At 68.1% G+C, this 26,837-nt stretch carries 25 protein-coding genes and 1 riboswitch; of the genes, 16 read left to right on the forward strand and 9 right to left on the reverse strand.

The window, feature by feature from the left end; all coding sequences use genetic code 11:
* Genes ACWDTS_RS26130 through ACWDTS_RS26160 form a run of 7 tightly spaced genes read left to right on the forward strand, consistent with a single transcriptional unit; the run spans position 1 to position 7,538 of the window.
* Positions 1-1,350: an MlaD family protein gene (locus ACWDTS_RS26130; RefSeq protein ID WP_450119318.1), complete on the forward strand. Its 1,350-nt coding sequence runs from the start codon at positions 1-3 to the stop codon at positions 1,348-1,350.
* Positions 1,347-2,390, forward strand: a complete 1,044-nt coding sequence (locus ACWDTS_RS26135; RefSeq protein ID WP_450119319.1) for an MlaD family protein — start codon at positions 1,347-1,349, stop codon at positions 2,388-2,390. The genes ACWDTS_RS26130 and ACWDTS_RS26135 overlap by 4 nt, the downstream gene beginning before the upstream one ends.
* A 17-nt stretch (positions 2,391-2,407) precedes the next feature.
* On the forward strand, positions 2,408-3,427 hold the full coding sequence (locus ACWDTS_RS26140) for an MCE family protein (RefSeq protein WP_197255744.1): 1,020 nt from the start codon (positions 2,408-2,410) through the stop codon (positions 3,425-3,427).
* Complete coding sequence (locus ACWDTS_RS26145; RefSeq protein WP_450119320.1) at positions 3,424-4,518, forward strand: MCE family protein; 1,095 nt, start codon at positions 3,424-3,426, stop codon at positions 4,516-4,518. Before ACWDTS_RS26140 ends, ACWDTS_RS26145 begins: the two co-directional genes overlap by 4 nt.
* Positions 4,519-4,550: 32 nt before the next feature.
* The gene (locus tag ACWDTS_RS26150; RefSeq protein ID WP_307846510.1) at positions 4,551-5,660 is read left to right on the forward strand and encodes an MCE family protein; all 1,110 of its coding nucleotides are present in this window, start codon (positions 4,551-4,553) and stop codon (positions 5,658-5,660) included.
* Positions 5,657-6,916, forward strand: coding sequence for an MlaD family protein (locus ACWDTS_RS26155; RefSeq protein WP_450110694.1), 1,260 nt, complete (start codon positions 5,657-5,659; stop codon positions 6,914-6,916). Before ACWDTS_RS26150 ends, ACWDTS_RS26155 begins: the two co-directional genes overlap by 4 nt.
* Positions 6,917-6,935: 19 nt before the next feature.
* The gene (locus tag ACWDTS_RS26160; RefSeq protein ID WP_450110695.1) at positions 6,936-7,538 is read left to right on the forward strand and encodes a hypothetical protein; all 603 of its coding nucleotides are present in this window, start codon (positions 6,936-6,938) and stop codon (positions 7,536-7,538) included.
* A 262-nt stretch (positions 7,539-7,800) separates the two neighbouring features.
* Here the strand turns inward: ACWDTS_RS26160 and ACWDTS_RS26165 are convergent, their stop codons facing one another.
* Both ACWDTS_RS26165 and ACWDTS_RS26170 read right to left on the reverse strand, forming a co-directional pair.
* On the reverse strand, positions 7,801-8,028 hold the full coding sequence (locus tag ACWDTS_RS26165; protein WP_450110696.1) for a hypothetical protein: 228 nt from the start codon (positions 8,026-8,028) through the stop codon (positions 7,801-7,803).
* 229 nt (positions 8,029-8,257) lie between these two features.
* Entirely contained in the window at positions 8,258-9,001 is a 744-nt protein-coding gene (locus tag ACWDTS_RS26170) for a TetR/AcrR family transcriptional regulator (protein ID WP_450119321.1), read from the reverse strand.
* 207 nt (positions 9,002-9,208) lie between these two features.
* Between ACWDTS_RS26170 and ACWDTS_RS26175 the strand changes: the two genes are divergently transcribed.
* A complete protein-coding gene (locus ACWDTS_RS26175) occupies positions 9,209-10,006 on the forward strand; it encodes an SDR family NAD(P)-dependent oxidoreductase (RefSeq protein ID WP_450119322.1) in 798 nt (265 codons plus the stop codon).
* Positions 10,007-10,051: 45 nt separating this feature from the next.
* Here ACWDTS_RS26175 and ACWDTS_RS26180 read toward each other — a convergent pair whose 3' ends face one another.
* Complete coding sequence (locus ACWDTS_RS26180) at positions 10,052-11,320, reverse strand: cytochrome P450 (RefSeq protein ID WP_450110699.1); 1,269 nt, start codon at positions 11,318-11,320, stop codon at positions 10,052-10,054.
* A 210-nt stretch (positions 11,321-11,530) separates the two neighbouring features.
* On the opposite strand from ACWDTS_RS26180, the gene ACWDTS_RS26185 reads away from it, so the two are divergent.
* Positions 11,531-13,069, forward strand: coding sequence for a coniferyl aldehyde dehydrogenase (locus tag ACWDTS_RS26185; protein WP_450110700.1), 1,539 nt, complete (start codon positions 11,531-11,533; stop codon positions 13,067-13,069).
* Positions 13,070-13,079: 10 nt separating this feature from the next.
* Here ACWDTS_RS26185 and ACWDTS_RS26190 read toward each other — a convergent pair whose 3' ends face one another.
* Together ACWDTS_RS26190 and ACWDTS_RS26195 are read right to left on the reverse strand one after the other, a co-directional pair.
* On the reverse strand, positions 13,080-14,549 hold the full coding sequence (locus ACWDTS_RS26190; RefSeq protein WP_450119323.1) for a class I adenylate-forming enzyme family protein: 1,470 nt from the start codon (positions 14,547-14,549) through the stop codon (positions 13,080-13,082).
* On the reverse strand, positions 14,546-15,349 hold the full coding sequence (locus ACWDTS_RS26195; protein ID WP_197255732.1) for an enoyl-CoA hydratase/isomerase family protein: 804 nt from the start codon (positions 15,347-15,349) through the stop codon (positions 14,546-14,548). Before ACWDTS_RS26195 ends, ACWDTS_RS26190 begins: the two co-directional genes overlap by 4 nt.
* 88 nt (positions 15,350-15,437) lie before the next feature.
* Here ACWDTS_RS26195 and ACWDTS_RS26200 point away from each other — a divergent pair, with 88 nt between their 5' ends.
* Both ACWDTS_RS26200 and ACWDTS_RS26205 read left to right on the forward strand, forming a co-directional pair.
* Positions 15,438-16,346 carry an enoyl-CoA hydratase/isomerase family protein gene (locus tag ACWDTS_RS26200; protein WP_197255730.1) on the forward strand — a complete coding sequence of 303 codons (909 nt, stop codon included), beginning with the start codon at positions 15,438-15,440 and terminating at the stop codon, positions 16,344-16,346.
* Between the two features lie 54 nt (positions 16,347-16,400).
* Positions 16,401-16,513: riboswitch (SAM riboswitch) on the forward strand.
* 27 nt (positions 16,514-16,540) lie between these two features.
* Complete coding sequence (locus tag ACWDTS_RS26205; protein WP_197255728.1) at positions 16,541-16,942, forward strand: hypothetical protein; 402 nt, start codon at positions 16,541-16,543, stop codon at positions 16,940-16,942.
* 63 nt (positions 16,943-17,005) lie between these two features.
* Here ACWDTS_RS26205 and ACWDTS_RS26210 read toward each other — a convergent pair whose 3' ends face one another.
* Positions 17,006-17,722, reverse strand: a complete 717-nt coding sequence (locus ACWDTS_RS26210; protein ID WP_450110703.1) for an SOS response-associated peptidase — start codon at positions 17,720-17,722, stop codon at positions 17,006-17,008.
* A 106-nt stretch (positions 17,723-17,828) separates the two neighbouring features.
* Here ACWDTS_RS26210 and ACWDTS_RS26215 point away from each other — a divergent pair, with 106 nt between their 5' ends.
* Entirely contained in the window at positions 17,829-18,452 is a 624-nt protein-coding gene (locus ACWDTS_RS26215) for a DJ-1/PfpI family protein (RefSeq protein ID WP_450110704.1), read from the forward strand.
* Between the two features lie 6 nt (positions 18,453-18,458).
* Here ACWDTS_RS26215 and ACWDTS_RS26220 read toward each other — a convergent pair whose 3' ends face one another.
* On the reverse strand, positions 18,459-19,640 hold the full coding sequence (locus ACWDTS_RS26220) for a trans-sulfuration enzyme family protein (protein ID WP_450119324.1): 1,182 nt from the start codon (positions 19,638-19,640) through the stop codon (positions 18,459-18,461).
* Positions 19,641-19,834: 194 nt separating this feature from the next.
* Here ACWDTS_RS26220 and ACWDTS_RS26225 point away from each other — a divergent pair, with 194 nt between their 5' ends.
* On the forward strand, positions 19,835-20,449 hold the full coding sequence (locus ACWDTS_RS26225) for a hypothetical protein (protein ID WP_450119325.1): 615 nt from the start codon (positions 19,835-19,837) through the stop codon (positions 20,447-20,449).
* Between the two features lie 99 nt (positions 20,450-20,548).
* Here the strand turns inward: ACWDTS_RS26225 and ACWDTS_RS26230 are convergent, their stop codons facing one another.
* Entirely contained in the window at positions 20,549-21,349 is an 801-nt protein-coding gene (locus ACWDTS_RS26230; protein WP_450119326.1) for an enoyl-CoA hydratase/isomerase family protein, read from the reverse strand.
* Between the two features lie 19 nt (positions 21,350-21,368).
* A complete protein-coding gene (locus ACWDTS_RS26235; RefSeq protein ID WP_450110708.1) occupies positions 21,369-22,571 on the reverse strand; it encodes a cytochrome P450 in 1,203 nt (400 codons plus the stop codon).
* 147 nt (positions 22,572-22,718) lie between these two features.
* Here ACWDTS_RS26235 and ACWDTS_RS26240 point away from each other — a divergent pair, with 147 nt between their 5' ends.
* The 3 genes from ACWDTS_RS26240 to ACWDTS_RS26250 are packed head-to-tail and all read left to right on the forward strand — an operon-like array spanning position 22,719 to position 26,720.
* Entirely contained in the window at positions 22,719-23,954 is a 1,236-nt protein-coding gene (locus ACWDTS_RS26240) for a cytochrome P450 (RefSeq protein WP_450119327.1), read from the forward strand.
* Positions 23,955-23,979: 25 nt separating this feature from the next.
* A complete protein-coding gene (locus tag ACWDTS_RS26245) occupies positions 23,980-25,476 on the forward strand; it encodes an acyl-CoA carboxylase subunit beta (RefSeq protein WP_450119328.1) in 1,497 nt (498 codons plus the stop codon).
* Between the two features lie 41 nt (positions 25,477-25,517).
* Positions 25,518-26,720 carry an amidohydrolase family protein gene (locus ACWDTS_RS26250; protein ID WP_450119329.1) on the forward strand — a complete coding sequence of 401 codons (1,203 nt, stop codon included), beginning with the start codon at positions 25,518-25,520 and terminating at the stop codon, positions 26,718-26,720.
* Positions 26,721-26,837: the final 117 nt, after the last annotated feature.

The following is a 26,837-nucleotide window of genomic DNA, read 5'->3' on the forward strand; positions in this document are numbered from 1 at the left end:
ATGCGGACGATCTCGCTGGAATCCGAGGCCGGTGCGCCGACCGACCGCATTCTGCTGATCCGCGGTCTCGTCGGTCTCGTCGTCATCGCGGCGGTCGTCGCCGTCCTGCTGCTGCGCTCGACGGGGTCGCTCGACGACCGGGTAGCCGTCACCGCACTGCTTCCCGACGTCGGAGACGGTATCCCCGCGAAATCGGACGTGAAGTTCCGTGGTCTCGTCGTCGGTATCGTCACCGGCGTCGAACCGGGCCGCGACGGCCGGCCGAACGAGGTGTCGATTCTGCTCGAACCCCATGATGCGCAGGGCATTCCCGACACCGTGACCGCGCGGGTGGTCCCGAGCAACGTGTTCGCGGTTTCGTCGGTCCAGCTGGTCGACAACGGTGCCGGGGCCCCGCTCACCGACGGTGCGGTGATCCCCGCCGACACGAGCCGGCCGACCGTCGAACTGCAGACGGCCCTGACGAAGATGCGGGACATCGTCGCGGCGGTCGGGCGGGACCGCCGCGACGCCACCGTCGGCGTGCTGACCGCGCTCGCATCGGCGACCGAGAACCGCGGGCAGGAGATCCGCGACGCCGGGGGGCAACTCGTCGACATGACCACCGCGCTCAATGCCGCCGTCGACGACGGTTCGGACCGGTCCCAGCTGGTCGACCTGGCCACCGCGCTGCGGGGACTCCAGGAATCCGCACCCGAACTGCTCGACGCCGTCCATCACTCGGCCGTGCCGATGCTGACCGTCGCCGAGAAACAGGCCGCACTCACCGACCTGCTCGCAGCCGGCCAGTACACGATGGGAACCACCGAACGGGCACTCGGCAACAATGCCGACCGGATGATCACCATCACCGGTCAGCTGGCCCCGGTGCTGGACCTGCTCGCCGCGGGCGGCGCGGCCTTCCCCGGGATCGCCACCGACATCGCGGTCGTATCGCGCCGGTTCTCGACCGAATTCTGGGACCCTGCCCGCCAGCGCGGCACCGGACACTTCGTGTGGACGCTGACGCCGCACAAGGTCTTCGGCCCCGCGGACTGCCCCCGCTACGGCGACCTCGCCGGTCCGTCGTGCACGTGGCCGGCACCGGCCGGCAGTGCGCAGCCGGTGCTGCCGGCGAGCCTGGACCCGCGCAACTTCCGGCCACCCGCGGCTCTGTCGGGCGGCAACGTCGGCCCGGTCGGCGGCCCCGCCGAGATGGAGGCCCTGCGGGAACTGCTCGGTGAACAGGCGACCACGGCGGCCTCGCTGATTCTCGGACCTCTGCTGCGCGGGATGAACGTGAGCGTGGACACCGTCCCCGTGCCGGCGGGAGCCGGGGATCCGGTCCCTGTCGCGGAGGGAGGACGATGAGCTACCGGCGCTCGATCATCTGGCTCTCGCTGTTCCTGGTGGCCTCCGTCGTCCTCACCTGGACGATCCTGAACACGTTGCGCCGCGGGATGAGCGGCTCGACCCACACCTACTCCGCCGTGTTCACGGATGTATCCGGGTTGCGTTCCGGCGACGACGTCCGGGTCGCCGGGGTCCGCGTCGGCCGCGTCGACTCGATCGATCTCGACGGCAATCTCGCCCGAGTACGTTTCCAGGTGGACCGTGACCACACGCTCAGCGGCGACACCCGGGCCGCGGTGACCTATCAGAACCTCATCGGCCAGCGCTATCTGGCGCTGTCGCTCGGCGACTTCGGCACGCCGACGCCGCTGGAACCGGGCGCCGAGATCCCCGTCGACCACACCGAACCGTCCTTCGACATCTCACTGTTGCTCAACGGATTCGAACCGCTGTTCAGCGTCCTCGATCCGGACAGCGTCAACGACCTCTCCGAAGCGCTCGTCGGTGCCCTCGGCGGCGACGCGGGATCGATCACGCGGCTGCTCGCGCAGACCTCGGCCCTCGCCGAGTCGATCGCCGGCCCGGACGAGGTTCTCGGGGATCTGATCACCCAACTCGGGACCGCGCTGACCGGGCTGTCCCGGCAGTCCGGAGATCTTCAGGACGTTATCACCCGCTCCCAGGTGATCTTCACCGAGCTCGCGTCCCGCAGGAGCGACCTGGTCACGTCCGCGGAGACCATCACTCGGGTCGGGAACCGGGTCGCCGAGATCGCCGCGGCCACCCGGCCCGAGGTCACCGAGTTCCTGGACCGGGAGCCGGGGTTCTCCTCCCATTTCAACGCGGGGAAGGAAGACTTCGAATACCTGGGCGCCAACGCGCCGTTGCTGCTCAAGGGCCTCGCCCGGATCAGTCAGGAGGGCAGCTTCCTCGGCGCCTACGTGTGCGATCTCAACCCACTCGGGTTCGCTCCGTTCCTGGTGCCGTTGGTTCCGCAGGTGGTCGCCGACTCCACGCCGGGCGGCAAGGCCCAGTACTCGCCGATCTGTCAGCCATGAGGACGGGGGTGCACACGATGACGAGGAAACCGGTCGAGGAGTGGGATTCGCTGCGGCTCGGAATCGCCGGGGTCGTCGCCCTCGTCGTGGTCGTCCTGGCGATCGTCGGGGTCAGTTCAATCGATCCCGGACGCCGTGAGATCGTGGCCGAGTTCGCGCAGGCCGCCGAGATCCGTGTGGGCGACCAGGTGACCGTGGCGGGCGTCGCGGTCGGAGAGGTCACCGGCGCCGAACTCGCCGGTGACCGGGTGAACGTGACGATGAAGATCGACCGGGACGTCGCGCTCGGTGCCGACACGCGGGCGTCGATCAAACTCACCACGCTGCTCGGCTCGCGCTACGTCGCGCTCACGCCGGGAGGGTCCGGCACCTTCGAGGACCGGCGAATTCCACTGGACCACACCGAAGTTCCCTACGATCTGCAGGAGACGATCGAAGGGGCGACCAGCACCTTCGAGCAGGTCGACGCCGCGGAGGTCGCCGACGCGATGACCACACTGACCGGCCAGCTGGAGGGGGCACCCGAGGTGGTGCCCCAGGCGATCGCCAACGCCGGCACCCTCGCGGAGATCGTCGCCGCCCGGCGCACGCAGATCGGCGACCTGATCAGCGGCACCGAGCGGATCACGTCGGTGATCCGGACGCAGCAGTCGAACATCGGGTCCCTGATGGTGCAGGGCCGCGATCTTATGTCGGAACTCGACCGGCGCCGGGAGTCGGTGATCGGCATGTTCGCCGCGACGACCACCCTGATCGACGAGCTGCACCGGACCGTCGTCGACGACAGCCCCGAGATCCAGGAACTGATGGCCGAACTCGACAGCATGCTCGGATCGCTGGCCCGGCACGACGACCTGCTCCGCAACATCCTGGAGGTGGCGCCCCTGCCGGTGCGCAATTTCACCAACGCATCGGGGTCCGGAAACTACGTCGACTTCACCGGGCCGGCCGGCGTCCTGGTCGACTCCTGGATGTGCGCGCTGAGCGGGCGCGCCGAAGAACTCGCAGCGAACCCGTACTTCCAGGAATGCCGATGAACCGCCGGCGGATCGGGTTCACGGCGGCGCTGATGCTCGTGCTCGTCGTGGTTGCGGCGGCGGCCGCGTGGCCGGGCGAAAAGCAGCGCACCATCGTCGCCCAGTTCGCGAGCGGCGCAGGACTGTACGAGGGCAACAAGGTGACCGTGCTCGGAATCACCGTCGGCCGGATCGTCACCATCGAGCCGCGCGGCACCGCGGTCGATATCACGATGGAGGTCGATCCGGAGGTCCCCGTCCCGGTCGACGTGCAGGCGGTCGCGGTGTCCTCGTCCGTGTTGACCGATCGGCACATCGAACTATCGCCCGCCTACACCGGCGGTCCGGTGTTGTCGGACAACGCTTTCCTGCCGTTGGACCGCACCCGAACACCGATCGAGTTCGACCGGCTGCTGTCGATGGTGGACACCCTGTCGCGGGAACTGGGCAGCGACGACGGCGGCGACGGCCCGGTCGGGGGGATGCTCGCGGTCACCGCCGATTCGCTGGAGGGGAACGGTCCGGCGATGCGCGAGGCCCTCAGCCGATTATCGGACGCGCTCCGGACGGGGGAGGACCCGAGCGCCACGCGGGACTCGATCGTCACCCTCGTCGACAACCTGAACGCGCTCACCCAGGCGGCCGCCGACAACGATGCCACGATCCGGGAATTCGGCGGGAGCCTGCGTCGGCTCAGTGACATGCTCGCCGACGAGGCCCTCGGTCAGGGCGACACCGGTTCCAAACTGAACGAAATCCTCATCCGGACAGAGGAAATGCTGGAACAGAACCGAATTCCCATTCAGGGCACGGTCGCCAGCACCGAGACCCTCACTCGGGCGATGAGCGACTACGAGCGGGAGATGTCGGAGTTCCTGAACGTGGCCCCGTTGCTGCTCGACAACGCGTACAACGCGATCGACCGCACCAACGGAGTGGTCCGCGTGCACACCTTCGCCGACCGGATTCTGTTCGACCACCAGATGCTCAAGGAGGTCTGCAATCTCGCCGGACTTCAGGAATTGGGGTGCGCGACCGGCAAACCGCAGGACTTCGGACCCGACTTCGGTATCACCGCGATGCTGGCGACCGTGGCGGGGGTGGTCCCGTGAGGACGGTTCGACGCTCGGCTGGGCGGTCACGGGTGCCTGCGGCACGGCAGTCACGGCTGTCGCCGATCGCGGTGGCCGTCGTCTGTGTGCTCTGCTGGGCGCTCGCCGGCTGCTCGGTGGGGCTCGGCCAGCTCCCGCTGCCCGCGCCCGGGACAGGGGGCGACGGCTTCGTCGTCACCGCGATCTTCCGGAACGCGCTGAACCTGCCGGCGAAGGCGAAGGTCCGGGTGAAGGGCGCCGACGTCGGATTCGTGCTGGACATGGAGGTCCGTGACTACCTGGCGGTGGTGCGGATGCAACTCCGGGACGGAACCCTGCTACCCCAGGGCACGCGGGCAGAATTGCGTTCCGCGACACCGCTCGGAGACGTCTTCGTCGCGCTGGAACCGCCCGCCGACCCCGGGGGTGCGGTGTTGCAGGACGGCGACACCATCCCGGTGGAGTCGACGTCCGCGGGCGCGACGGTCGAGGAGGTGCTTTCGACGGCGGCGATGCTGGTCAACGGCGGTGCCATCCGGAATCTGACGAAACTCGTCAACGGTCTCGGTGAATCGGTCGGTGACGGCGGCGACGAACTGGGTGCGCTGGTCCGCGAGTCCACCACGCTGGTCGCGTCGCTGTCGGCGCGGACGTCGGAGATCGAAGCGGTGCTGGGTTCGGCGAACGCCCTCGCCGACACCGTCGTGGAGCGGCAGCAGAGTATCGACTCCGCGCTCGCCGCAGCCGGACCGGCCCTCGGGGTGGTCGCCGACAACACCCAGGCGATTCTCGGCACGGTCGACCAGCTCACCCGGATCACCCAGCAATTGGAGCGGTTCCCGTCGATCAACGGGACAGGTGCGGGTGGGATGGTGCAGGACATCAACCGGATCGCCGGATGGCTGAACGCGGCGGCGACGGCGCCGGGCGCCAGCATCGAGGACGTCAACCGGATCCTCGGCCCGATCATCAAGCTCACCAGCGGCACCTCCGGTCATGTCGACGTGTCGATTTCGCAGTTCGCGCTCGGCGCGTTCGACGACCCGAACTACCACGCAGACCCGGGATCGAGGCTCCCGGACGCGGGGGACTGGGAGCGTTTCGCCGGGTCGCTCGCGGTGACGATGTTCCGCCTCCAGCAACGGCTCGAGGGTCCGCGATGAGCACGCAGGGCGACATCGTCGAGGCCTCGGCGCGGGGGCTGCTCTCCGGGGTGCGGTGGGGCCGGCGACACCGGACCGCGCTGTCGGTCCTGGCTCTGGTCGCGTTGCTCGTCGGTGGCGTCGCCTACCTGTTCCTGAATACGTTGGAGCTCAACCCGGCGAGGGCGACGATCCGGGTGGACGTCCGGCTCGCGCAGTCCGGTGGTCTGCTGCCGGGTCAGGACGTGACGTTGCGCGGGGTGGCGGTCGGCCGGGTCGAGTCGGTGGATATCGACGGCACGGGCGTCCGGGCGGTCGCGGTGATCGACGCCGCCGTGCCGATCCCGGCGACCGGGCAGGTGCGGGTGTCCAGCCTGTCCCCGGCGGGCGAACAGTTCCTGGATTTCCAGCCCACCACCGACGACGGCCCCTACCTCACCGACGGTTCCGTCGTCGACGAATCGAACACGTCGACCCCCGTCCCGATGGCGACGATGCTCGAGAACATGGAGCCGATGCTGGCGCAGATCGACCCCGACGATCTGGCCGTGATCACGAAAGAACTCGGGACCGGTCCCGAGGGAGTCCACAAACTGCGCGACATCGTGCACGGCGGAACGTTCCTGGTGTCCACGCTGCACGCGGTGCTGCCGCAGACCCTGGGAATCCTGCAGACCGACAAGGTCGTTCTGGCCACCCTGTCCGAGACGGCACCCGGCCTGGCCGCGACCGCGGCGAATCTCGACGGCACCCTGCGCGGGGTCAGCGCCATGGACGGCGGCCTGCGGCAGCTGCTGGAGCAGACCCCGGCGACCGTGCGCAGCATCGACGCCCTGTTCGCCGACAACTCGCCGACCATGGTGCAACTGCTGGGCAACCTGGTCACCGTGACGCAGATGGTGAACGTGCGCCTGCCGGCGTTGCAGGAGTTCATTTTCCCGCAGCAGCGCGACGGGTCGACACTCCAGTCGATCGGGACCGTCTTCCGGGACGGCGGAATCTGGGGCGCGGTCGACGTCTACCCGAGGGTGCCGTGCGACTATCCGCTGCCCCGGTCGGCGCCCTCGCGCCCGGACTTCCCCGAGCCGTTCCTCAATACGCACTGCCCCGATCCGCAGTTGCTTCCCCGCGGCGCGGCGGCGGCACCGCGGCCCCCGGGAGACGACACCGACAAGCCGGCGCCGGGCAGCGATCCGCTGGGCCGCACCAGCCCGACTCCGCAGGGCCCGCAAACCCTGCCGACCCCGTACGCGGGGCCGCCGATCCACTTCAACTGAACCCGACCTGGAGGTAACCGTGAGCAGCGTGAAGGATCCCCTGCTGGAGGACGACCCGGACACCGTGACGGCCGCGGCCGAGCGATCCGAGCCGGGGAAAGCCGTTGTCTCCGAACCGGACACCGCGACACCCGCCCCGGGGACAACGACACACCCCATCCGCAGGGTACTCGCCGGTGTACTCGCCGCCGCGGTGTGTGCCGGAGCGGGGTTCGCCGGTTGGCGCATGTACTCCGACGCGGCGGTGGACCGCGCCGCATCGGAGGCGCTCGAGACCGCGAGGAACTACGCCGTCACCCTCACCAGCATCCAGGCCGGTGACATCGACCGGAACTTCTCCGACGTCCTCGCCGGGGCGACCGGGGAGTTCCGCGACATGTACTCGAGGTCCAGCAGCCAGCTCAAGCAGATGCTGGTGGACAACAACGCCAGCAGCACGGGCACGGTGGTGGACGCCGCGGTGCGGTCGGCGACCGCCGACGAGGCGGTGGTGCTGCTCTTCGTCGACCAGACGATCACCAACACCGCCACCCCGGAACCGCGGGTCGATCGCAGCCGCGTGGTGATGACGCTCGACAATGTGGACGGACGCTGGCTGGTGAGCAGGGTCGACCTGCTCTGATCGCGCGGCCGGGCGCGATCACGCTCCGGGTAATGCCCGGAAACCGCTGTTGCTGATGACGATCCGCGCGGGGCCGTCGATTGTTCCAGCTCGTACAGCGCTTCGTCGAGATGGGGTCGACATCAGGATCATCCGCTCCTCCCACGCCGCCGGCCCGGCCGGGATGTCGCCGGCGCAGCGGCGGCAGTCGTGGCGCAGTTGCTGCTCATGGATCGCGAACCGGACGGGCGGATCGAGCGGTACGTTGCGGTAGGTGACGGTTCTATCCGGCGCTGTGGACGAGCATGTTGTACTCCTCGTCGGAGATGACGCCCACGAAATTCGCATGTCCGAGCCAGAACAGGCTGTCGTCGTCGTAGACGGGGACGTCTGCTTGGCCGCTTGACTTCTCGACTCGGGGGAAGGACTTGGCCCTCAACTCTGCCGCGACGTTGTCCAGGCTGATCTCGTTGTTCGCGAGTTGCTGCATCAGTTGCTTGGTAGTGGTCATCGGGCGTGCTCTCTATCTTTGCTCGTGGGGTGAAGGGGAGGAGCTGGTCTACTCCGTCCTTTCCCGGCGGGGCCGACCCCGATCTTGCCGACCCTATGGGCGCGGAATCGCCACCCGCATCAACGATCACGGACCGTCTACAGCCAGGGCTGGCCGCATGTCGGCAGCTCACCTCGCTGCCGTGGATCTGTGGCTCGTCGGACGTGACCGGAGTCAGGGGGCCCGGAGGCTAGTTGGTGACGGCCGCTGCGCTGGGCGACTTCTTCGACTGCGGGGTTGTGCCCTCGGCCTGCCGGGCCTCGAGCAGGCGGCTGGCCTGGTCGAGAATGCAGTCGAGACCGTACTCGAAGTTCCGGTCGTTGGGCGCCCCGCTCTGGATTCCCTTCGCATTCGCCTCGGCGAGCAGCGGAGTGGTTTCGCTCGAGATCGGAAGGAGCTCGTAGTACGCACCCGACGGAGCTTCGGACTGCCGGTTCTTCTCCTGCAGGCGCTGCAGCACGATCATGCCGTGGACGTGCAACTGCACCGCCGAGTAGACGTCGACCGCGTCCTCGAGCGTGAACCCCGACTCGACGAGATTCGCGATGACGCTCTCGGTCTGCTTCGCGCCGAGCTGGGCGGCCTTGGGGCTCAACGCGGATCGGATCAGGATGAGGTCGCACAGAATCGGGTTCTTCACGAACGTCTCCCGAACGGTCCGTGCGTGGTTGCGCAAGGTGTCGCGCCAGTTCGCGGCCTCGACGAACGGCATCGAGTAGGCGTACTCGCGCAGTGCCCGGTCGGCCATCGCGCTGAGCAGGTCGTCCTTCTTGCGGAAGTACCAGTAGATGCTGGTGACACCGACATCCAGGTGCTTGCCGAGCATCGGCATGCTCAGGTTGTCGATCGAGACTTCCTCCGCGAGTTCGAACGCGCCGTCGAGAATGTCGTCAGGGTTGAGTGAACCCCGTTCGCGCCGTGGCCGTTTCGCCATGTCACACTCCCAACTCTGTCGTGTCGCACCGGAGTGCCACCCGTCCGCCGGACCGGCTCGATGCCGCCGACCCACCCGTACATGCCACCGTAAATGATACCGACGGGGGCACGGTCGGCCCGGTGACGGCCTATCCCGATATCCTTACCGATAGCAATACAGTAACATTGTCGGTATTTGTGCGGGGTGGACGAGAGGCGGCACGTCGTGGATCTCGGACTAGCGGACGCGGCAGCGGTGGTCGTCGGTGGCAGCCGCGGGATGGGCCTGGCCACCGCTCGATGTCTTGCCGAGGAAGGGGCGCGCGTCGCCGTCGTCGGCCGATCGGAGGCCGCCGTCACCGCTGCCGCACAGGAGTTGACCGAGCGCGGTAGTCCGGAGGCGTTCGGCCTGGTCGCCGACGTTCGCGATGCCGCGCGTGTCGCATCGGTGTTCGCGGAACTGGATCGACGATGGAACGGCGAACTCAACGTGCTGGTCAACGCGGTCGGACCGAACGTGCAGGGCAGTTTCGAGATGCTGACCGACGACCAGTGGCACGAGGCGGTCGACGACGGTGTGCTGTCGATGGTCCGCTGCGCCCGCGCCGCCCTGCCGATGCTGCGGCGCGCCGAGTGGGGCCGGATCGTGAACTTCTCCGCGCAGTCGACGCAGCGGCAGAGTGTTTCGCTCGCGGCCTACACGGCGGCCAAGGCGATGGTGACCAGCGCGTCGAAGAACCTGTCGCTGTTGCTCGCCCGCGACGAGATTCTCGTCAATGTCGTCTCACCCGGAGCGGTGGTCACCCCGGCTCTGGTCGACTGGGCCGCGTCGGTGGGTGTCGAGTCGGAGGATCCCTACCGGTTGATGGAACTCATCGACACCGAATACGGCCACGCCGCGCAACTTCCGCGCGCCGGTAGGCCCGAGGAGATCGGTGCCGTCGTCGCGTTTCTGGCCTCGCGGCGCAATTCGTACATGACCGGGGCGAACGTGAACGTCGACGGCGGCTCGGATTTCACCTGAGCCGAACCGCCGCCCGACGTTCCGGGGGACCGATCGAGATGGCCGTCAGCGCAGGGAGATCGGCATCCGCTTGATGCCGTGCACGAAATCGCTGTGCACGTACTCGGGTTCGCCGACGGTGATGTCCGGCAGCCGCGTCAGCAGTTCGTGGAACAGATGCCGCAGTTCCATCTTCGCGAGCTGCCGGCCCAGGCACGAGTGCGGACCCGGCGCGCCGAAGCCGACGTGCGGATTCGGGATTCGGGTGATGTCGAACTCGTGGGGTCGGTCGAACACCGACTCGTCGCGGTTGCCGGAACAGTAGAACAGCACGAGTTTCTCGCCGGCTCCGATCTTCGTGCCCGCGACCTCGGTGTCCTCCGTCGCGTGCCGGGCGAAGTGGATGACCGGAGTCGACCAGCGCACGAACTCTTCGACGGCACCGTCGATACGGGCATCGAAATCCGCGAGCAGCCAGTCCCGCTGCTCGCGGTGCGCGACGAGCGCGGCGAGGGCGTGACTGCTCGCCTGCTTGGTGGTGTCGTTGCCCGCGGAACCGAGCAACACCATGAACGCGCCGATCTCCTCGTCGCTCAGGCGGTGGCCGTCGACCTCGGCGTTCACGATGTTGGTCATCAGATCGTCGCGGGGATCCTCGCGACGCGCACCCGCCAGTTCGGTGCCGGCGCCGGCGAGGATGCCGAGCTGGGCCATCAGGTGCGGCGCGCGTTCCTCCAGGGAGGAATACTCCTCGTCGCTGGCCCCGAACAGGCTCTCCACCGCATCGGCGATCTTCTCGCGATCTTCGGGAGCGACGCCGATCATGTCGGAGATCGTGCGCATCGGCATCCTGCGTGAGTACTCCGCAGCGAAATCCACCGTGCCGTTCGCCGCCAGATCGGCAACCAGATCGTCGACGATCTCCCGGGCACTGGTTCGGATCTGGTCCTCGATCAACCGGATCTGTCTCGGGGTGAAGGCCATGTTGATCAGACGGCGGTACCGGGTGTGCTCGGGCGGATCCATGGCGAGGAAGAAGGTCATCGCCCGCTGGATCTCGGCCGGCATCGGGTCCATGCTCACACCCTGGCTTGAGCAGAACAATTCGTGATTGCGGCTGACGTACTGGATGTCGCTGTGGCGCGTGACCGCCCAGAATCCGGTCTCCGCGTGCGGGAAGATCGACGGGGTAGGTGGGTGCCAGCTCAAGCCCTCCTCGGCGCGCAGTGCCGCGAACGTGTCGTCCCGGGTGCGGAAGTCGTTCTTCCAGAACTCGGGCGCCGAGATGTCGAGCCGATGAAAGGGGCGCGGCGAGGGGGTGCCGTCGACGGTCATCGGGCCCCGTCCTGCGAACCGTTGGAAAGTGCTGCATCGGTGCGTAATTCGATGTAGTGTCGGCCGGTCACAGCATCCCCCTGTATTCGGACTTCCAGACGAGTGTTCGGTATTACAGTTGATGTTACGGGATCGATATCCGCCGACGGGTCGAAGTTCGTGCGGTCGGCGTCGAGCCTGCCGATCAGACTCGACCGGAAGGCTGAGCGAATGAGCACCGGCACCGCCGACAATCCCACCGGCCTCCACCCGGCACCGGACCTCACCACGCTGCTCGACGAGCAGCGTCGGGCGTTCCTGGCGGAAGGTCCACCCACCGCGGCGGTTCGGCGGGACCGGATCGACCGGCTCGTCGCGATGGTTCTGGACAACCGCGACGCCTACGTCGACGCGCTGTCCACCGACTTCGGGACGCGTGCGCGCACCGGGACACTGTTCACCGAGATCATGGGCATGCTCTCGGTGATCGAACACACCCGCGCCCACATCGACAAATGGATGAAACCGCGCAACCCGAAGCCCGGCGCCCGGCTCTACGGAATCCGCGCCGAGGTGCAGCCCACCCCGCTCGGCGTCGTCGGCATCATCGGACCCTGGAACTTCCCGCTCAATCTCGTCGTTCTGCCCGCGGCGGCCGCGTTCGCCGCCGGCAATCGCGTGATGATCAAGATGTCCGAGATCACCGGTCACACAGCAGAACTCACGCGGTCGCTTGCATCGTCCTATTTCGATCCGATCGAGTTCGCGGTCGTCACCGGCGGCGCCGACGTGGCAGCGGAGTTCTCCGCACTGCCGTTCGACCACCTGTTCTTCACCGGCTCGACCCGCGTCGGGAAGCTCGTGCAGCGGGCCGCATCGGAGAACCTGGTACCGGTGACGCTCGAACTCGGCGGGAAGAACCCCGTCGTCGTCGCATCCGACGCCGACGTGCACCGATCCGCCGAGCGCATCGCCCGGGCGCGAATGGTCAACGGTGGCCAGGTGTGCGTGTGCCCCGACTACGTGTACGTACCCGCCGACCGGATCGACGCGTTCACCGTCACGCTGCAGTCGACGCTGCGCGCGATGTTCCCGACCATCGTCGGCAACGACGACTACACCGCGTGCGTCGACACCGCGAACTACGAACGGATCCTGGCGCTGCTCGACGACGCGCGGACCCGAGGTGCGCGCATCGAGCCGGTGGCGCCCGCGGGTGAACTCCTACCCGACCCGGTGACCCGCAAGATCGCGCCGACCGTCGTCCGCGACGTCACCGACGACATGCGCATCGCGAGCGAGGAGATCTTCGGACCGGTCGTCCTCGTCCGTCCGTACACGGCGCTGGACGAGGTGATCGGCCGGGTCAACGCCGGGCCGTCGCCGCTGGTCGCGTACTGGTTCGGTCCCGACGGCCCGGACTTCCGCCGCTTCGTCCGCGGGACCCGCACCGGCGGTGTCGCCCGAAACGACTTCGCGATCCACATGCTCCCCGACGACGCGCCGTTCGGCGGGGTCGGGCACAGCGGCATGGGCGCCTACCACGGCAAGGCCGGGTTCGACACGTTCAGCCACCACCGCACGATCGTCGGCACCGACCTGCCGTTCGCCGTCACCGCCATGGCGGCACCGCCGTTCGCGGCTCCGACACGGAGGATCGTCGATCTCGCACTGAACGCCGCTCACCGCCGTTCGCGGCGACGTACCCGCGGTCGCCTTCCGCACCGTCCGACGGATGGGCCGACGCCCTCCGGGACCGTCACGTCTTGACCGCAGCGGCTCAGGTGTTCCCGCTGGATTCGCTGACCAGCGCGCGGACCACGCCGAGATCGGCCTTGCCGGAAGGAGTTCGGGGAAGCGCACCGACGAACACGATCCGTGCCGGAATCTCATACGGCGCCAGCCGGGTTCGCAGGAATTCGACGAGTTCGTCGGAGGTCACGGTGACCCCGTTCCGCGGTTCGACGACGGCGCAGGGCACCTCACCGAGCCGATAGTGCGGTGCCGCCACGACCGCGGCACCGTCGACCCCGGGATGCTGTTCCAGCGCGGCGCGCACGTCGTCGGGCAGGACCTTGAAACCGCCGCGGATGATCGCCTGATCGGCGCGGCCCAGAATCCACACGAACCCGTCCTCGTCGATGCGGGCGAGGTCGGTGGTGCGGATCCACTCCGATTTCGGGCCGAGCTGGCCCGGTTTGACCTCGAGCAGACCGGGACGGTCGGCGGGCAGGACTGCGCCGTCGTCGTCCACGACCCGCAGTCGCGCACCGCCACTCGCTCGGCCGACGCTGCCGCGTTTGGTCTGCCAGTACCGGCGATGTTCGGGCAGGGTCCAGCCCGCGACGCCACCGCCGAACTCGGTCGCGGCATACGACGTGAGTACCGGTATGCCGAACTTGTCGTGGAAGGCGTCCGCGTCGTCGGCGGACAGCGGTGCGGTGCCGGACGTGACGACCTCGATCGACGCGAGGTCCTCGCGGCCGAGGTCGGAATGCAGCACCGTGCGCAGCGCGGCCGGCACCAACGACACCGCGCGCGGCCGGTGCGTGCGTACCGCGGCGATCCACCGATCGAGTTCGAAGCGGGGGAGCAGCACGAACGGCCGCGCTTCGGTGACGCATTGCAGGGCCCGGAACACCCCGCCGATGTGGACGAGCGGTGCGTTGACGATGGCGACACCGGTGCGCGGCCGGGTCGGTGCGGGTGCGCGGTTCGCGTCCGGTCCCAGGACGCTGCGAGCGAGCATGTCGTAGGTCAGGTCGATGCGCTTGGGAGGTCCGGTCGTGCCGCTGGTGAGCATCCGAACCGCCACACCGGTGCTGTCGCGGAGTTCCGGTCCGACAGTCGCGGGTATGAGGTGTGGTTCGGCATCGAGACCGCTCAGTTCGACGGTCACGGTGCCGGGTAAGGGTGCGACGAGGGCACGCAGGTCGTCGGGACCACCGATGATCAGCGGCAGCCGGAGTGCGGCGATGTCGGCCCGGGTGCGGTCGTCGCCGCGTGCGGGGTTGATCACCACGACGGTGCCGCCCACCGCCAGGACGCCGAGAAGCGCGGCGACGAACTCGGGGCGGTTGCGCAGCAGGATCCCCACCTCACCGTCGGCGCCGGGGGTCGACGCGATCCGGCGCACTGCGTCGCGCATCCGCCCTCGCGACACCCATGCGTCGTCGAATTCGACCATCGGCGAATCCGGTGCGAGCGCAAGGACCGCGGCGATGCGCGCGGACAATGCGTGCGTGGTCACCGGCACTGCCACACGGGTGCCCGCTTCTCGACGAACGCGCGCGGGCCCTCGAGGGCGTCTTCGGTGCGGGTCACGCGTTCGCGGAACGACTCGGCCAGCATCTCCGCCTCGTGCAGCGGGACGTTCAGGCCTTTGACGATCGCCAGCCGTGTTCCCCGAACCGCCAGGGGCGCATTGGAATTGACGATGCCGGCGATCTCGTGGGCGCGGTCCAGGAGCCGGTCGTGCTCGACGACCTCGGTGACCATCCCCAATTCGTATGCGCGCGCGGCGCTCATCCGCTCGTGTTTGCCCATGAGCGCCATGCGCAGGGCGACCGACCGGGGCAGCACCCGGGACACCCGGACCATCTCGCGGCCGGCGACCAGGCCGATGCTCACGTGCGGGTCGAAGAAGGTGGCCTCCTCCGAGGCGATCACGATGTCGCAGGTGGTGACCCAGTCGAGTCCTGCGCCGCAGCACAGACCGTTGATCGCGGCGACGATCGGTTTCGTCATGGTCCGGAACGGTGGTGTGCCCTCCTGGGGCGCCTCCCACTGTTCGTAGGTCGACAGATACGGGCGCTCGTTGATCACCTTGCCGTCACCGGGGATCTCCTTGACGTCGGCCCCGGTGCAGAACGCGCGGCCGGTGCCGGTGACGACGAGCGTCCAGACCTTGTCGTCGTTCTCCGCCTCGGCGTACGCGGCGCGCAGTTCGGTGATCATGTGGGGGCTGAGCGCATTGAGGGCTTCGGGCCGGTTCAGCGTGAGAGTGGCCGTGTGCCCGTCGACTTCGTACTCGATCGTGTCGAACGGCATGTGTTTCCTTCTGCGGAGATGACAGCCATACTGGTGTATCTACAGTATCCCATACCGTTATGCCCGATCCAGCGGAAGAGAGACAACGATGACGAGCTCCAGTGCCGCGGACGGACGTGTCCTCTTCGACGTGGATCCGGATCGCCGCATCGCGACCGTCACCCTCAACGACCCCGCGCGCCGCAATTCTTACGACGCCCCTATGCGCGACGCGCTCGCCCGATACCTCGACGACGTCGCGCAGGACGATGACATCACGGTCGTGCTGCTGCGGGGCGCCGACGGTGTGTTCAGTACCGGAGCCGATATGAACAACGCATATGGGTGGTATGGCACGAAGGGTGAGTGGGACCGTTCGCAGAAGAGCCGGCCCAGCCAGCGGCGCCGTCTCACCGTCGACCGCAAGACATTCGGCTTCTACCACGAGTTCCTGGGCTATCCGAAGGTCACGGTGGGGGAGATCAGCGGTTACGCGCTCGGTGGTGGGTTCGAGATGGCACTGATGACCGACATCTCCGTGATCGCGCGGGACACCCGCATCGGGATGCCCGCCACCCGGTTCCTCGGCCCGGCGCTGGGCAGCCTGCACATGTTCTTCCACCGGCTCGGACCGGTCCTCGCGCGACGGCTGCTGCTGACGGGAGACATCGTCGACGCCGCGTCCGTCGAACACCTCGGAGTGTTCACCGAGACGTGCGAGCCCGGTGCGGTCACCGCACGCGCCCGGTACTGGGCGGAGAAGGCCGCGAAGATGCCCGCCGACGGGGTCGTCATCGCGAAGGAGGCGTTCCGGCTCGTCGAGCAGAGTCAGGCCTACCAGGGCGAGGAGGTCGCGAGCTATCTGTTCCACGCCTTCGGCACGAACCTGCAGTTCGGGCCGGGTGAGTTCAACTTCGTCAAGACGAGGGCCGAACACGGGACCAAGGAAGCATTCCGCCTGCGCGACGAGCACTTCCACGTCCCCGATCCCGGCGGCTCCGCCGCCGGTGTGCACTAGTGGCGGTTGGGGCCGCCACAAAGGCACACCGAGGGATGCGGTACAGTGACGGTGCTTCACGAGTTGCCGTCGCCAAGCCCCGACTGGACGGCACACCAACCCCACGCTCGCGGGTGGTTCGGGTGACGAAGCGGTCCGAGACCGACCGGCTCGGACAGGAGCGCCCCGTCCCGGGGCTTACCCGGAGGAACACGATGATCCTTGTCGCTCGTTCGATCGTCCGCACCGCCGTCACGTGCCGCTCGTACCACGACGGCCATCACGTCCATCACATCCGTGCTCGGCACGCCCTCGCGGACCGCGATCTCGCGGTGCACGTGCTCGTCGAGATCGTCGACGGAAAAACCGTGCAATTGTCCTGGGACGGAAACAGAGTCGAGTTCCAGCACCACGACGTCGACGCGATCGCCCAGGCTCTCGACCTCGGCGGTGACATCGGCGAATGGATCCCGCGATGGCGCGTGCTCGTTCTGCCCGGCCGGGAACCGGAGGACCGCACCGTGTTCACGCTGAGCGATTCGGAGCACTGGTCCGACTGCACCTCGCCGAAACCGGAGACGGGCCCTATCGGGCAGGTGCTGAATGCACTCGTGTGAGCGGGACCGGCGGAACTCGGTGTAGGAAAGGTGTTTCCGCCCGCCGACGGGATCGGGTCGCCGTCACGGGTTCACCGGAAGCAGTAGCTCCGGGGAGTTGTTGCGCGGATTGTTCACCGCGGTGCTCACCTCGTACGGGTGCAGATGCGGCTCCGGGATCGAGTTGAGCAGGGCTTCGACGTCGTCGCGATCGGTGAGGGTCGGGTCGAGCCACGGGTCGATGAACGACTCCGGCAGCAACACGGGGGAGCGGTCGTGGATGTGCCCGGCCGCGTCGGTCGCCGGTCGGGTGAGCACAGTGCACGTCCACAGCCACCTGTTCGGATCGTCCTCGGGCAGCTCCGGATTCGGCCACAATTCGTACAGGCCGGCCATCGCGAGCGGTTTGTCGGCGTGGAGGAAGAACGGGATCTTCTTGCCGTTCTCGTCCTTCAGCCACTCGAAGTAGCCGTCGGCCGGCAGAATGCAGCGCCGACGCGCCGCGGCCGCTTTGAACGCGGGTTTGCTCGTGACGGTCTCGGAGCGCGCGTTGATCATGCGGGAACCGATCTTCGGGTCCTTCGCCCAGAACGGAACCAGCCCCCACCTGGTCGTGCTGTTGAGCTGCCGAACCGGTTCGGCGTCGGGTTCGTCTCGCGGGGCGCGTTCGAGCACGACGTTCACTCGCTGGGTGGGGGCGATGTTGTACGACGGGGGCAGTTCGTCACCGACCGTGGCTGCGGTTTCGTACGCCGCGATCAGGTCGTCGCGGGTGCTCGTGCTCGCATAGCGTCCACACATCGGGCGCTCCTTCCCGTGGTTCGGCTCATGTCCCATCCTGCCGGAACGGCGGACGATCGGTGGCGATGTCGTCCGGGGCACGCCGACGTCGTGCAAGACTCGGAAGGTGACCGGATCGGCAACGCGTAGCGTCTCCATCGTCCTGTTCGACGGTTTCGAACTGCTGGACGTCTTCGGGCCCGTGGCGTTGCTGAGCAGGTTCCCCGATTCGGTCGAGGTGCTGATGCTCGGGCCGCACGAAGGACCGGTCCGCAGCAGCCAGGGAACCGAGGTCGTCGCGACCGCGAGCTACCACGACGCACCGGAATCGGACATCGTGATGGTGCCCGGAGGGATGGGCACCCGCTCCCTTGTCCGCGACGAACGCTTCCTCACCTGGCTTCGGGAGTGGGCATCGACGGCGACGATCGTGACATCGGTGTGCACCGGGTCCGCGCTGCTCGCCGCCGCCGGGCTGCTGAACGGGTATCGGGCGACGTCGAACAAGCTGGCCTTCGAGTGGGCATCCGGCCACGGCACCGACGTCGAATGGGCGCCCCGCGCACGATGGGTGCACGACCGCGACCGGTGGACCTCGTCCGGGGTGGCCGCCGGCATGGACATGACGGGTGCTCTGCTCAGGTACCTGTTCGGCCGCGAGGAAGCCGAACGTGCCGCGCGCGAGATCGAGCTGGAGCTGCACACCGACCCCGACCGTGATCCGTTCGCCGTGGCGCACGGACTCGAATAGCCGAACTCAGCGTCCGACGACGTCGAGCGCCCGGGTGAGGTCGGCGATCAGATCGTCGGCGTCCTCGAGCCCGATCGACAGGCGAATCATCGATCCGGTGATCCCGCGCCGTTCGCGTTCTTCGGGGGAGAGGTCGTAGTGGGTGGTGGTGACCGGTTGCGTCACCAGGCTTTCCACCCCACCGAGGCTCGGCGCCAACGCGAACAACTCGAGCCGGTCCACGACCTGCACGGTCGTCTCTGCGTCCGCCGCGACCTCGATGGTGACGACCCCGCCGAACCCGGACATCTGCTTCGCCGCCAGCAGGTGACCGGGAAAGCTCGGCAGTCCCGGATACAGCACTCGCGACACTCGCGGATCGGCCTCCATCGCCTCGGCGACCGCCTGCGCGTTGGCATTGTGCTGACGCACCCGCACGACGAGGGTGCGCAGGCTGCGCGACAGCATCGACGCCGTTTCCGGCGCGATAGTCGAACCGAAACTCTTCCGCCAGGCCTTCAGCGGTTCGACGAGTTCGGTTGCGCCGAGCACGAATCCGGCGGTGACATCGGAATGCCCGCCGAGGTACTTCGTCGCCGAATACGAGACGAGGTCGGCGCCCAGCTCGAGCGGCCGCTGATTGACCGGCGAGGCGAAGGTGTTGTCGACCGCGACCTTCGCGCCGTAACGGTGCGCCAGCTCCGAGATCGCGGTGATGTCATAGATGCCCAGCGCCGGGTTGGTCGGAGTCTCGAAGAACACCAGCTTCGCTCCGTCGCGCAGCACGTCCTCGAGCCGGTCGAGTTCGTCGCCCAACAGGAACGTGGTGGTGATCCCGAGCTGCGCGAGCTGATTGCCGAGCAGTTCCATGGTGCCGCCGTAGGCATCGCCGACGCACACGATCCCGTCGCGGCCGTAGTGCACGAACAGCGCGGTTTCGGCCGCCATCCCCGAGCAGAACGCCAACGCGCTGGCGGCACCTTCGATCGAGGCCATCGTCTCCTCGAGGGCGAAGATCGTCGGGTTCAGGCCGTAGCGGGTGTAGAGCGGGCCGCGGACGCGTCCGTCGGCGACGTCGAGCAGCGCCGCGGTGTTCTCGAACGCGAAGGTCGTGGTGTTGTAGACCGGCATGTGCGGCGCACCGTAGGCGTCGGTGACGGTGGTGCCGTGAATGGCCCTGGTAGACCGACCCGCTGATGCATCCTTCACGCCTTCGCTCCGTTCCATGGGACTCCTCGGACGTCACCGAGTATCGCGGATGCGCGGTTCGGCACCTCGAGGCGCCGTCCCGGGACGTCTGCCGACAAGAAGAGGACCTCTGCCGACAAGGATCAGGTCGTGCCGAACATGAGCGCGGCGTAGCGTCTCCGATGTCCGTATCACCGATACGACGGGACTGGGCGATGACTGCGAGCGATCCTGCACCGAAACCGCTCGGAGCCGGCGGCGAGCCGGACGACCGGCCGGAACCGCTGCCGCTGCGCACGGCGCTGCCGCGTCTTGGGCGCTGCGCCGGACGCACCGCGTCGCTGCTGGCCCACCGGCGTCTGCACCTGCCGACCGGCAACAAGGGTCGGACGATGACCTTCGCCGACGGAACGTCCGCGGTGGTCTACCGCGAAACCGTGGCGGATCGCGGTGAGCCGGCAGAACCGGTGATCCTGGTGGTCACATTCCGGCTGCGCGGTGTGCGCGGCCGTGGACACGTGCTGTTCCGCGCCGAGAGCATGCTCAACACGCCCCTGTTCGCCGGCTTTCCCGGGTTCGTGTCGAAGCTGTGGCTCACCGCGGACGAGGCGGGCCGGTACCGGGGCTTCTACCAGTGGGACGGCGCCGACAGCGCGCGGGACTACGTCCGCGCCCTGTGGTGGCCGCTCGCGCTGGTCAGCGAACACGCCTCGATCCGCAACCGCGTGTTGCCGGGTCTGTGGCGCGACCACGTTCTCGCCGCCGCCGGGCGGGACCGCACGAGCGACACCGATGCCGGCGAGTGGTGGCGGCTGAGCAGGATTTCGTGAGGTCGCCGGCGCGTCGTCGGCGGTGGTGCCCGAGCGAATGTACCGCTCGTCTCCTTGGATCGACTGAATGTACCGCTCGCTCGGAAAACAGGGGGAGCGTCAGCGCTCGGCGACGGAGGTGCGGCGATAGACCGGGTCGCGCTTCTCGGCAAATGCTGCGAACGCTTCGAGCACATCCGGTGCCGCCAGGTTCACCGCCTGCGCCGCGGCCTCCCCGTCGAGCGCTTCGTCCAGCGTGCGGTCGATCCCGTGGTCGATGAGGGACTTGGTCTGCGCCAGCGCGATCGGTGGGCCGGCCGCGAGCCGGGTCGCGAGGGCGTCGACGAATCCGTCGATTTCGGTTTCGGGCTGCAGCCACGTGACCAGACCGAGCGCGTGTGCTTCGTCGGCGCCGATCATGTCGGCGAGCATCGTCAGCCGCTTGGCCTGCTGCAGCCCCACGAGCCGCGGCAGCAGCCACGAACCGCCGGTGTCGATCGACAGGGCGCGCCGGGTGAAGATCTGGCAGAAGCGCGCCTCCGGGGTCGCGACCACGAAATCGCAGCCCAGCGCCAGATTCCATCCGGCGCCCACGGTGACGCCGCGCACCTTCGCGATCGTCGGGACCGGCAGGCCGTGCAGCAGTCGCACGGTGTCGTTGACGCGGCGGGTCTCCTCGCTCGGGTCGGGAAACTTGTCCATGCCCGCGGTGGCGGACAGGTCGGCCCCGCTGCTGAACGTGCCGCCCGCGCCGGTCAGCACGACCGCGCGCACGTCGTGACCCGGTTCGACGTCACGCAACCGTTCGCCCAGCAACGTCCACATCTGCGAGGTGATCGCGTTGCGGCGGTCCGGGCGGTTGAGGGTCAGCGTGAGCACCCCGTCGGTGAGGTCGGTGAGCAGGACGGACTCGTCGGTCACGAACGTTCCTTTCCGGTGGTCAGACGACGTCGAACGTGATCGGCAGTCGGTTGGGGGAGCGGAACGGTTGCCCGGTGATGTGCGGATCGCCGTCGTCCTGCAGCCGGAAGTTCGTCAGCCGCGTGAGCAGGCATTCGACGGCGACCCGCGTCTCCATCCGCGCCAGGTGCAAGCCCAGGCAGGTGTGGGCACCGGCGGTGAAGCTGATGTGCGGCAGCGTCTTTCGTAAGATGTCGAACTCTTCCGGTCGCTCCCATCGGTCCTCGTCCCGGTTCGCCGAACCGAGAACGAGATCGACCACTGCCCCGGCGGGGATGGGGACACCGCCGAGTTCGGTGTCCTCGATGGTGTACCGCTGCACGAACGTCAACGGGGTCTCGTAGCGCAGACCCTCCTCGATGGCCTGCGGGATCAGGCCGTGGTCGGCCTGCACGGCGGCGAACTGGTCCGGGTGCCGCAGCAGCAGGTACAGCAGGTTGCCCGACGACCGGTAGGTGGTCTCGAGGCCGGCCGGGAGCAGCAGGCGCAGGAACGAGTAGATCGCCTCGTCGGTCAGGTTCTCGCCCTCGACCTCGGCGGTCACGAGATCGCTGATGATGTCGTCGGTCGGCTGCGACCGTCGCTGTTCGATGTGGCCGAGGAAGTAGTTCTTCAGGTCCTCGGACGCCGCCAGGGCGCGCGGCACGTTGCCGGCGTAGCTGATGATCGACACCGCGGCCTTGCGGAAGAACGGAAGGTCTTCGGCGGGCAGCCCGAGTAGCCGCGCGATCACGCGGGTCGGGAATTCGAACGTGAAGTCCGCGACGAGATCGGCGTGGCTGTCGCCGGCGAACTCGTCGATCAGCGCGTTGCAGATCGGCCGCACGATGTCCGGTTCCCACACCCGCAGCGACTGCGGCTTGAACGCCGCCGACACCAGGTTGCGGTGGGCGCGGTGCTTCGTGCCGCTCATCGCGAGGATGGTCGGCCCCATGAACACGCCGATGGTCGCGTCGTACAGCTTGGAGCTGAACACGCGGTCGTTGCGCAGGGCGGCGCTGACCGTCGAATAGGTGAGCGCCGCATACGAATCCGCCGGACGCAGTGATTCCGGGGTGCGTGAGTAGTCCATGACCGTGCCGTGGAAGACGCCTCCCTCGCGGCGGCGCGCAGCGAAGAACGGATACGGGTCGCGGAAGTCGAGTGTGGCGGTGGCCGATTCGTCTCGGACGGAGCTGTCCACTGATCACCTCTGGAGGTTGCTTCCCATCACCCGGAGATTGCGGTCCGCCGTAACGGAAAGAGTTATAGAATGCTTGACAGTAAGGCTCACTATAAATCACTCTGATGCCCGGAACAACGCTTCTCGGACCGAACGAAAGTGCCACGGATGAGCATGTCGATCGTCGAGCAAGCCGCGAAAGTGCTGGCAGAACCCGCGGCATACGCCGACGAACCGCGCCTGCACGCCGCGCTGACGAAACTGCGCGCCGAGGCGCCGGTGGCCCGTGTCGACGTGCCGTCCTACAAGCCGTTCTGGGCCGTCACCAAGCACGCCGACATCATGGCGATCGAACGCGCGAACGACCGCTTCACCAACTGGCCGCGGCCGGTGCTGATGCCCGAGGAATCCGACGCCATGCAGGCCGCCGCCGGGGTCCGGACCCTGATCCACATGGACGACCCGCAGCACCGGGTGGTGCGGGCGATCGCCGCCGACTGGTTCCGCCCGAAGTCGATGCGGGCCATGGAGATCCGGATCGAGGAACTTGCGAGGCGGTACGTCGATCGGATGCGGGAGTACGGCGGCGCGTGCGACTTCGTGCAGGACATCGCGATCGACTTCCCGCTCTACGTGATCATGTCGCTGCTCGGTGTCCCCGAATCCGACTTCCCGAAGATGCGCAAGCTCACCCAGGAACTCGTCGGCAGCGACGACGACGAACTCAAACGCGCCACGCCTGCCGACGAGAAGATCAACTCGCTGCTCGAGATGTTCGAGTACTTCTCGGCGCTCACCGCGGCCCGCCGCGAGAATCCCACCGACGACCTCGCGTCGACCATCGCCAACGCCCGCATCGACGGCGAGCCGCTGTCGGACATCGACACCATGTCGTACTACACCCTCATCGCCACCGCCGGTCACGACACCACCAGCAGCAGCATCTCCGGGGGGCTGCACGCACTGATCGAGAACCCGGAGCAGCGCGAAACACTCTGTGCAGAGCTCGATCTCATGCCACGGGCCACCGAGGAGATCATCCGGTGGGTCACCCCGGTCAAGGCGTTCATGCGCACGGCCGCCGAGGACACGACCCTGCGGGGCGTGCCGATCGCGGCGGGCGATTCGCTGCTGCTGTCGTACGTGTCCGGCAACCGCGACGAGGACGTCTTCGACGATCCGTTCCGGTTCGACATCACCCGAGATCCCAACACCCACGTCGCGTTCGGGTTCGGTGTGCACTTCTGTCTCGGCGCCGGGCTGGCGCGGCTCGAGATCCGCAAGTTCTTCACCGAACTGCTGCCGCGGCTGACCGCGATCGAACTCGACGGCGAACCCGCGAGCACCGCGACCACGTTCGTCGGAGGACTCAAGCACCTGCCGATCCGCTACACGCTGACCTGACCGCCCTCACCTCGAAGGACCACGCATGACCGATGCCGGGACCTGGGACGACACCCTCGCGGACCTCGAACGCCGGCGCGACCATGCGCTGGCGATGGGCGGGACCGAGCGCGTCGCCAAACACCGCGGCAAGGGCAAACTCGACGCGCGCGCCCGGATCGAGCGCCTCCTCGACCCGGGCACCTTCCACGAATTCGGCACCCTCGTCGGCGGCGACGTACCCGCCGACGCGATCGTCGCCGGCTCCGGACTGATCCACGGCCTGCCCGTGATGGTCGGCGCCGAGGACTTCACCACCCTCGCCGGCACCATCGCGCCCGGCAGCAACTCCAAGCGGTACCGGCTGGCCGAACTCGCGGTGCGCAACAAGGTTCCGCTCGTGATGCTGCTCGAGGGCGCCGGATTCCGCCCCACCGGCGACCACTACGGCCGCACCCCGACGGACCTGCTGGCGCAGGCCCGGTGCTCAGGGAAGGTGCCGATGGTCACGGCGGTGCTCGGCCCGTCCGCCGGACACGGTGCCCTCGTCGCGCCGGTCGCGGACTTCGCGATCATGAGCCGGCAGGGATCGATCTTCACCGCCGGACCGCCCGTGGTGAAAATGTCCACCGGTGAGGACGTGACGAAGGAAGACCTCGGCGGACCCGACGTCGCGCTCGCGAGCGGTGTGATCCACAACGTCGCCGACACCGACGAGGACGTCCTCGACGAGATCCGCCGCTACCTGTCGTACTTCCCGCCGAGCGCCTGGTCGTACCCGCAGATGACCGAACCCGACGAGTACTCCAACCCGCGCGAGACACCGGAACTGCTCGACATCGTCTCGCGGGACAACCGGCGCACCTACGACATGCGCACCGTCCTCGACGTCGTCTTCGACACCCGCGACTGGTTCGAGGTGCAACCGAAGTACGGCGAGGCGATCATCTGCGCGCTCGCGCATCTCGGTGGGCATCCGGTCGCCGTGGTCGCGAACCAGTCGCAGGTGCTCGCCGGATCGATCGACGCGGCCGCGGCCGACAAGGCCGCGCACTTCATCGCTGTGGCCGACGCCTTCCACCTGCCGCTGGTGTTCCTCACCGACAACCCGGGCATGCTGCCCGGCAGTGAATCCGAACGCGAGGGCGTGCTGCGCGCCGGCGCCCGCATGTTCGTCGCACAGACGACCGCGACCACCCTGAAACTGCACGTGACACTGCGCAAGGCTTACGGATTCGGGTCGATGGTGATGTCGCTCATCGGGTTCGACGGCCAGGCCGCCACCTACGCGTACCCGGGGGCGACGATGGGCGCGATGAGCGCGGCAGCGCTGAGCAACGCCTCCGGCGCCGACGCCGACCTCGACGCCACGCTGCGGGCGATGGAACTCGAAGCGTCCTACCGCTCGGCCGAACAGATGGGGTTCGACGAGCTGATCCGCCCCGAGGAGACCCGCAACGCGCTGCTGCTGTCGCTGCAGCGCGGCATCTATGCCCGGCAGGCCGTCGCGGAACCGGTGACCCGCACCGCGATCGTGCCCTGACCCGTCGACACGACCCGCTCGAGACAGGAAGAAGGTAGACGATGACCACGCTCGATTACCGTGCGATCGACGTCGACAACCACTACTACGAGCCGCTGGACGCCTTCACCCGGCACCTCGACAAGAACTTCCGCCGCCGCGGCGTGCAGATCGTGCAGGACGGGCAGCGGCACGTCGCCATCATCGGGAACAAGGTCAACCGGTTCATCCCGAACCCCACCTTCGACCCGATCATCGTGCCCGGCTGCCTGGACCCGCTGTTCCGCGGGCAGGTCCCCGAAGGCGTCGACCCGGTCACACTGATGAGGGTCGAGGAACTCGAACTGCGACCCGAGTACCGGGACCGGGACGCCCGCGTCGCCGTGGTGGAGAAGCAGTCGCTCGACACGATCTTCATGTTCCCCACCTTCGGGTGCGGCGTGGAAGAAGCCCTGCGCGAAGACATTCCGGCCACCATGGCGTCGCTGCACGCCTTCAACCTGTGGCTCGACGAGGACTGGGGATTCGACCGGCCCGACGGACGGATCCTGGCGGCCCCGATGATCTCGCTCGCCGACCCGGAGGCCGCGGTGGCCGAGGTCGACTTCGTGCTCGCGCGCGGCGCCCGCATCGTGCACATCCGGCCCGCGCCGGTGCCGGGCATCGGCAGGCCTCGATCGCTCGGCGACCGCTCCCACGACCCGGTCTGGGCACGTCTCGCCGAAGCGAACGTGCCGGTCGCGTTCCACCTCGGTGACAGCGGCTACCTGAAGATCGCCGCGATGTGGGGCGGTAAGGACACCTTCGAGCCGTTCGGTCCGGGCGACGCCCTCGACAAGATCCTCGTCGACGACCGGGCGATCCACGACACGATGGCCTCGCTGATCATCCACGGCGTGTTCGACCGGCATCCGGGGCTGCGCGTGGCCAGCATCGAGAACGGCTCCGACTGGGTGCACCGCCTCGCCAAGCGGATGGCGAAACTCGCGAACCAGTCGCCGCGGTCGTTCCCCGACGATCCGGTCGAGACGCTGCGCGAACACGTGTGGGTGGCCCCGTACTACGAGGACGACCTGCCGCGCCTGGCCGAGCAGATCGGCGCCGATCGTATCCTGTTCGGCTCCGACTGGCCGCACGGCGAAGGCCTGGCCGAACCGCTGTCGTTCACCGAGGAACTCACCGGATTCGGCGCGGCGGACACGCGGAAGATCATGCGGGACAACGCCCTGGCGTTCCTCGGCGCCCCGATCACGGCGTCGGTCTGAGCCGGCGGCCGGAACACGGATCAGGAGGAATCTCAATGAAGTTGTCAAGCCGCCGCGACGGTAGACGCGGGCTGGTAGACCGCCTCGTCGCGGAGCATCGCCCACAACACGTTCACA

It is taken from the genome of Rhodococcus sp. NPDC003383 (assembly GCF_053589115.1).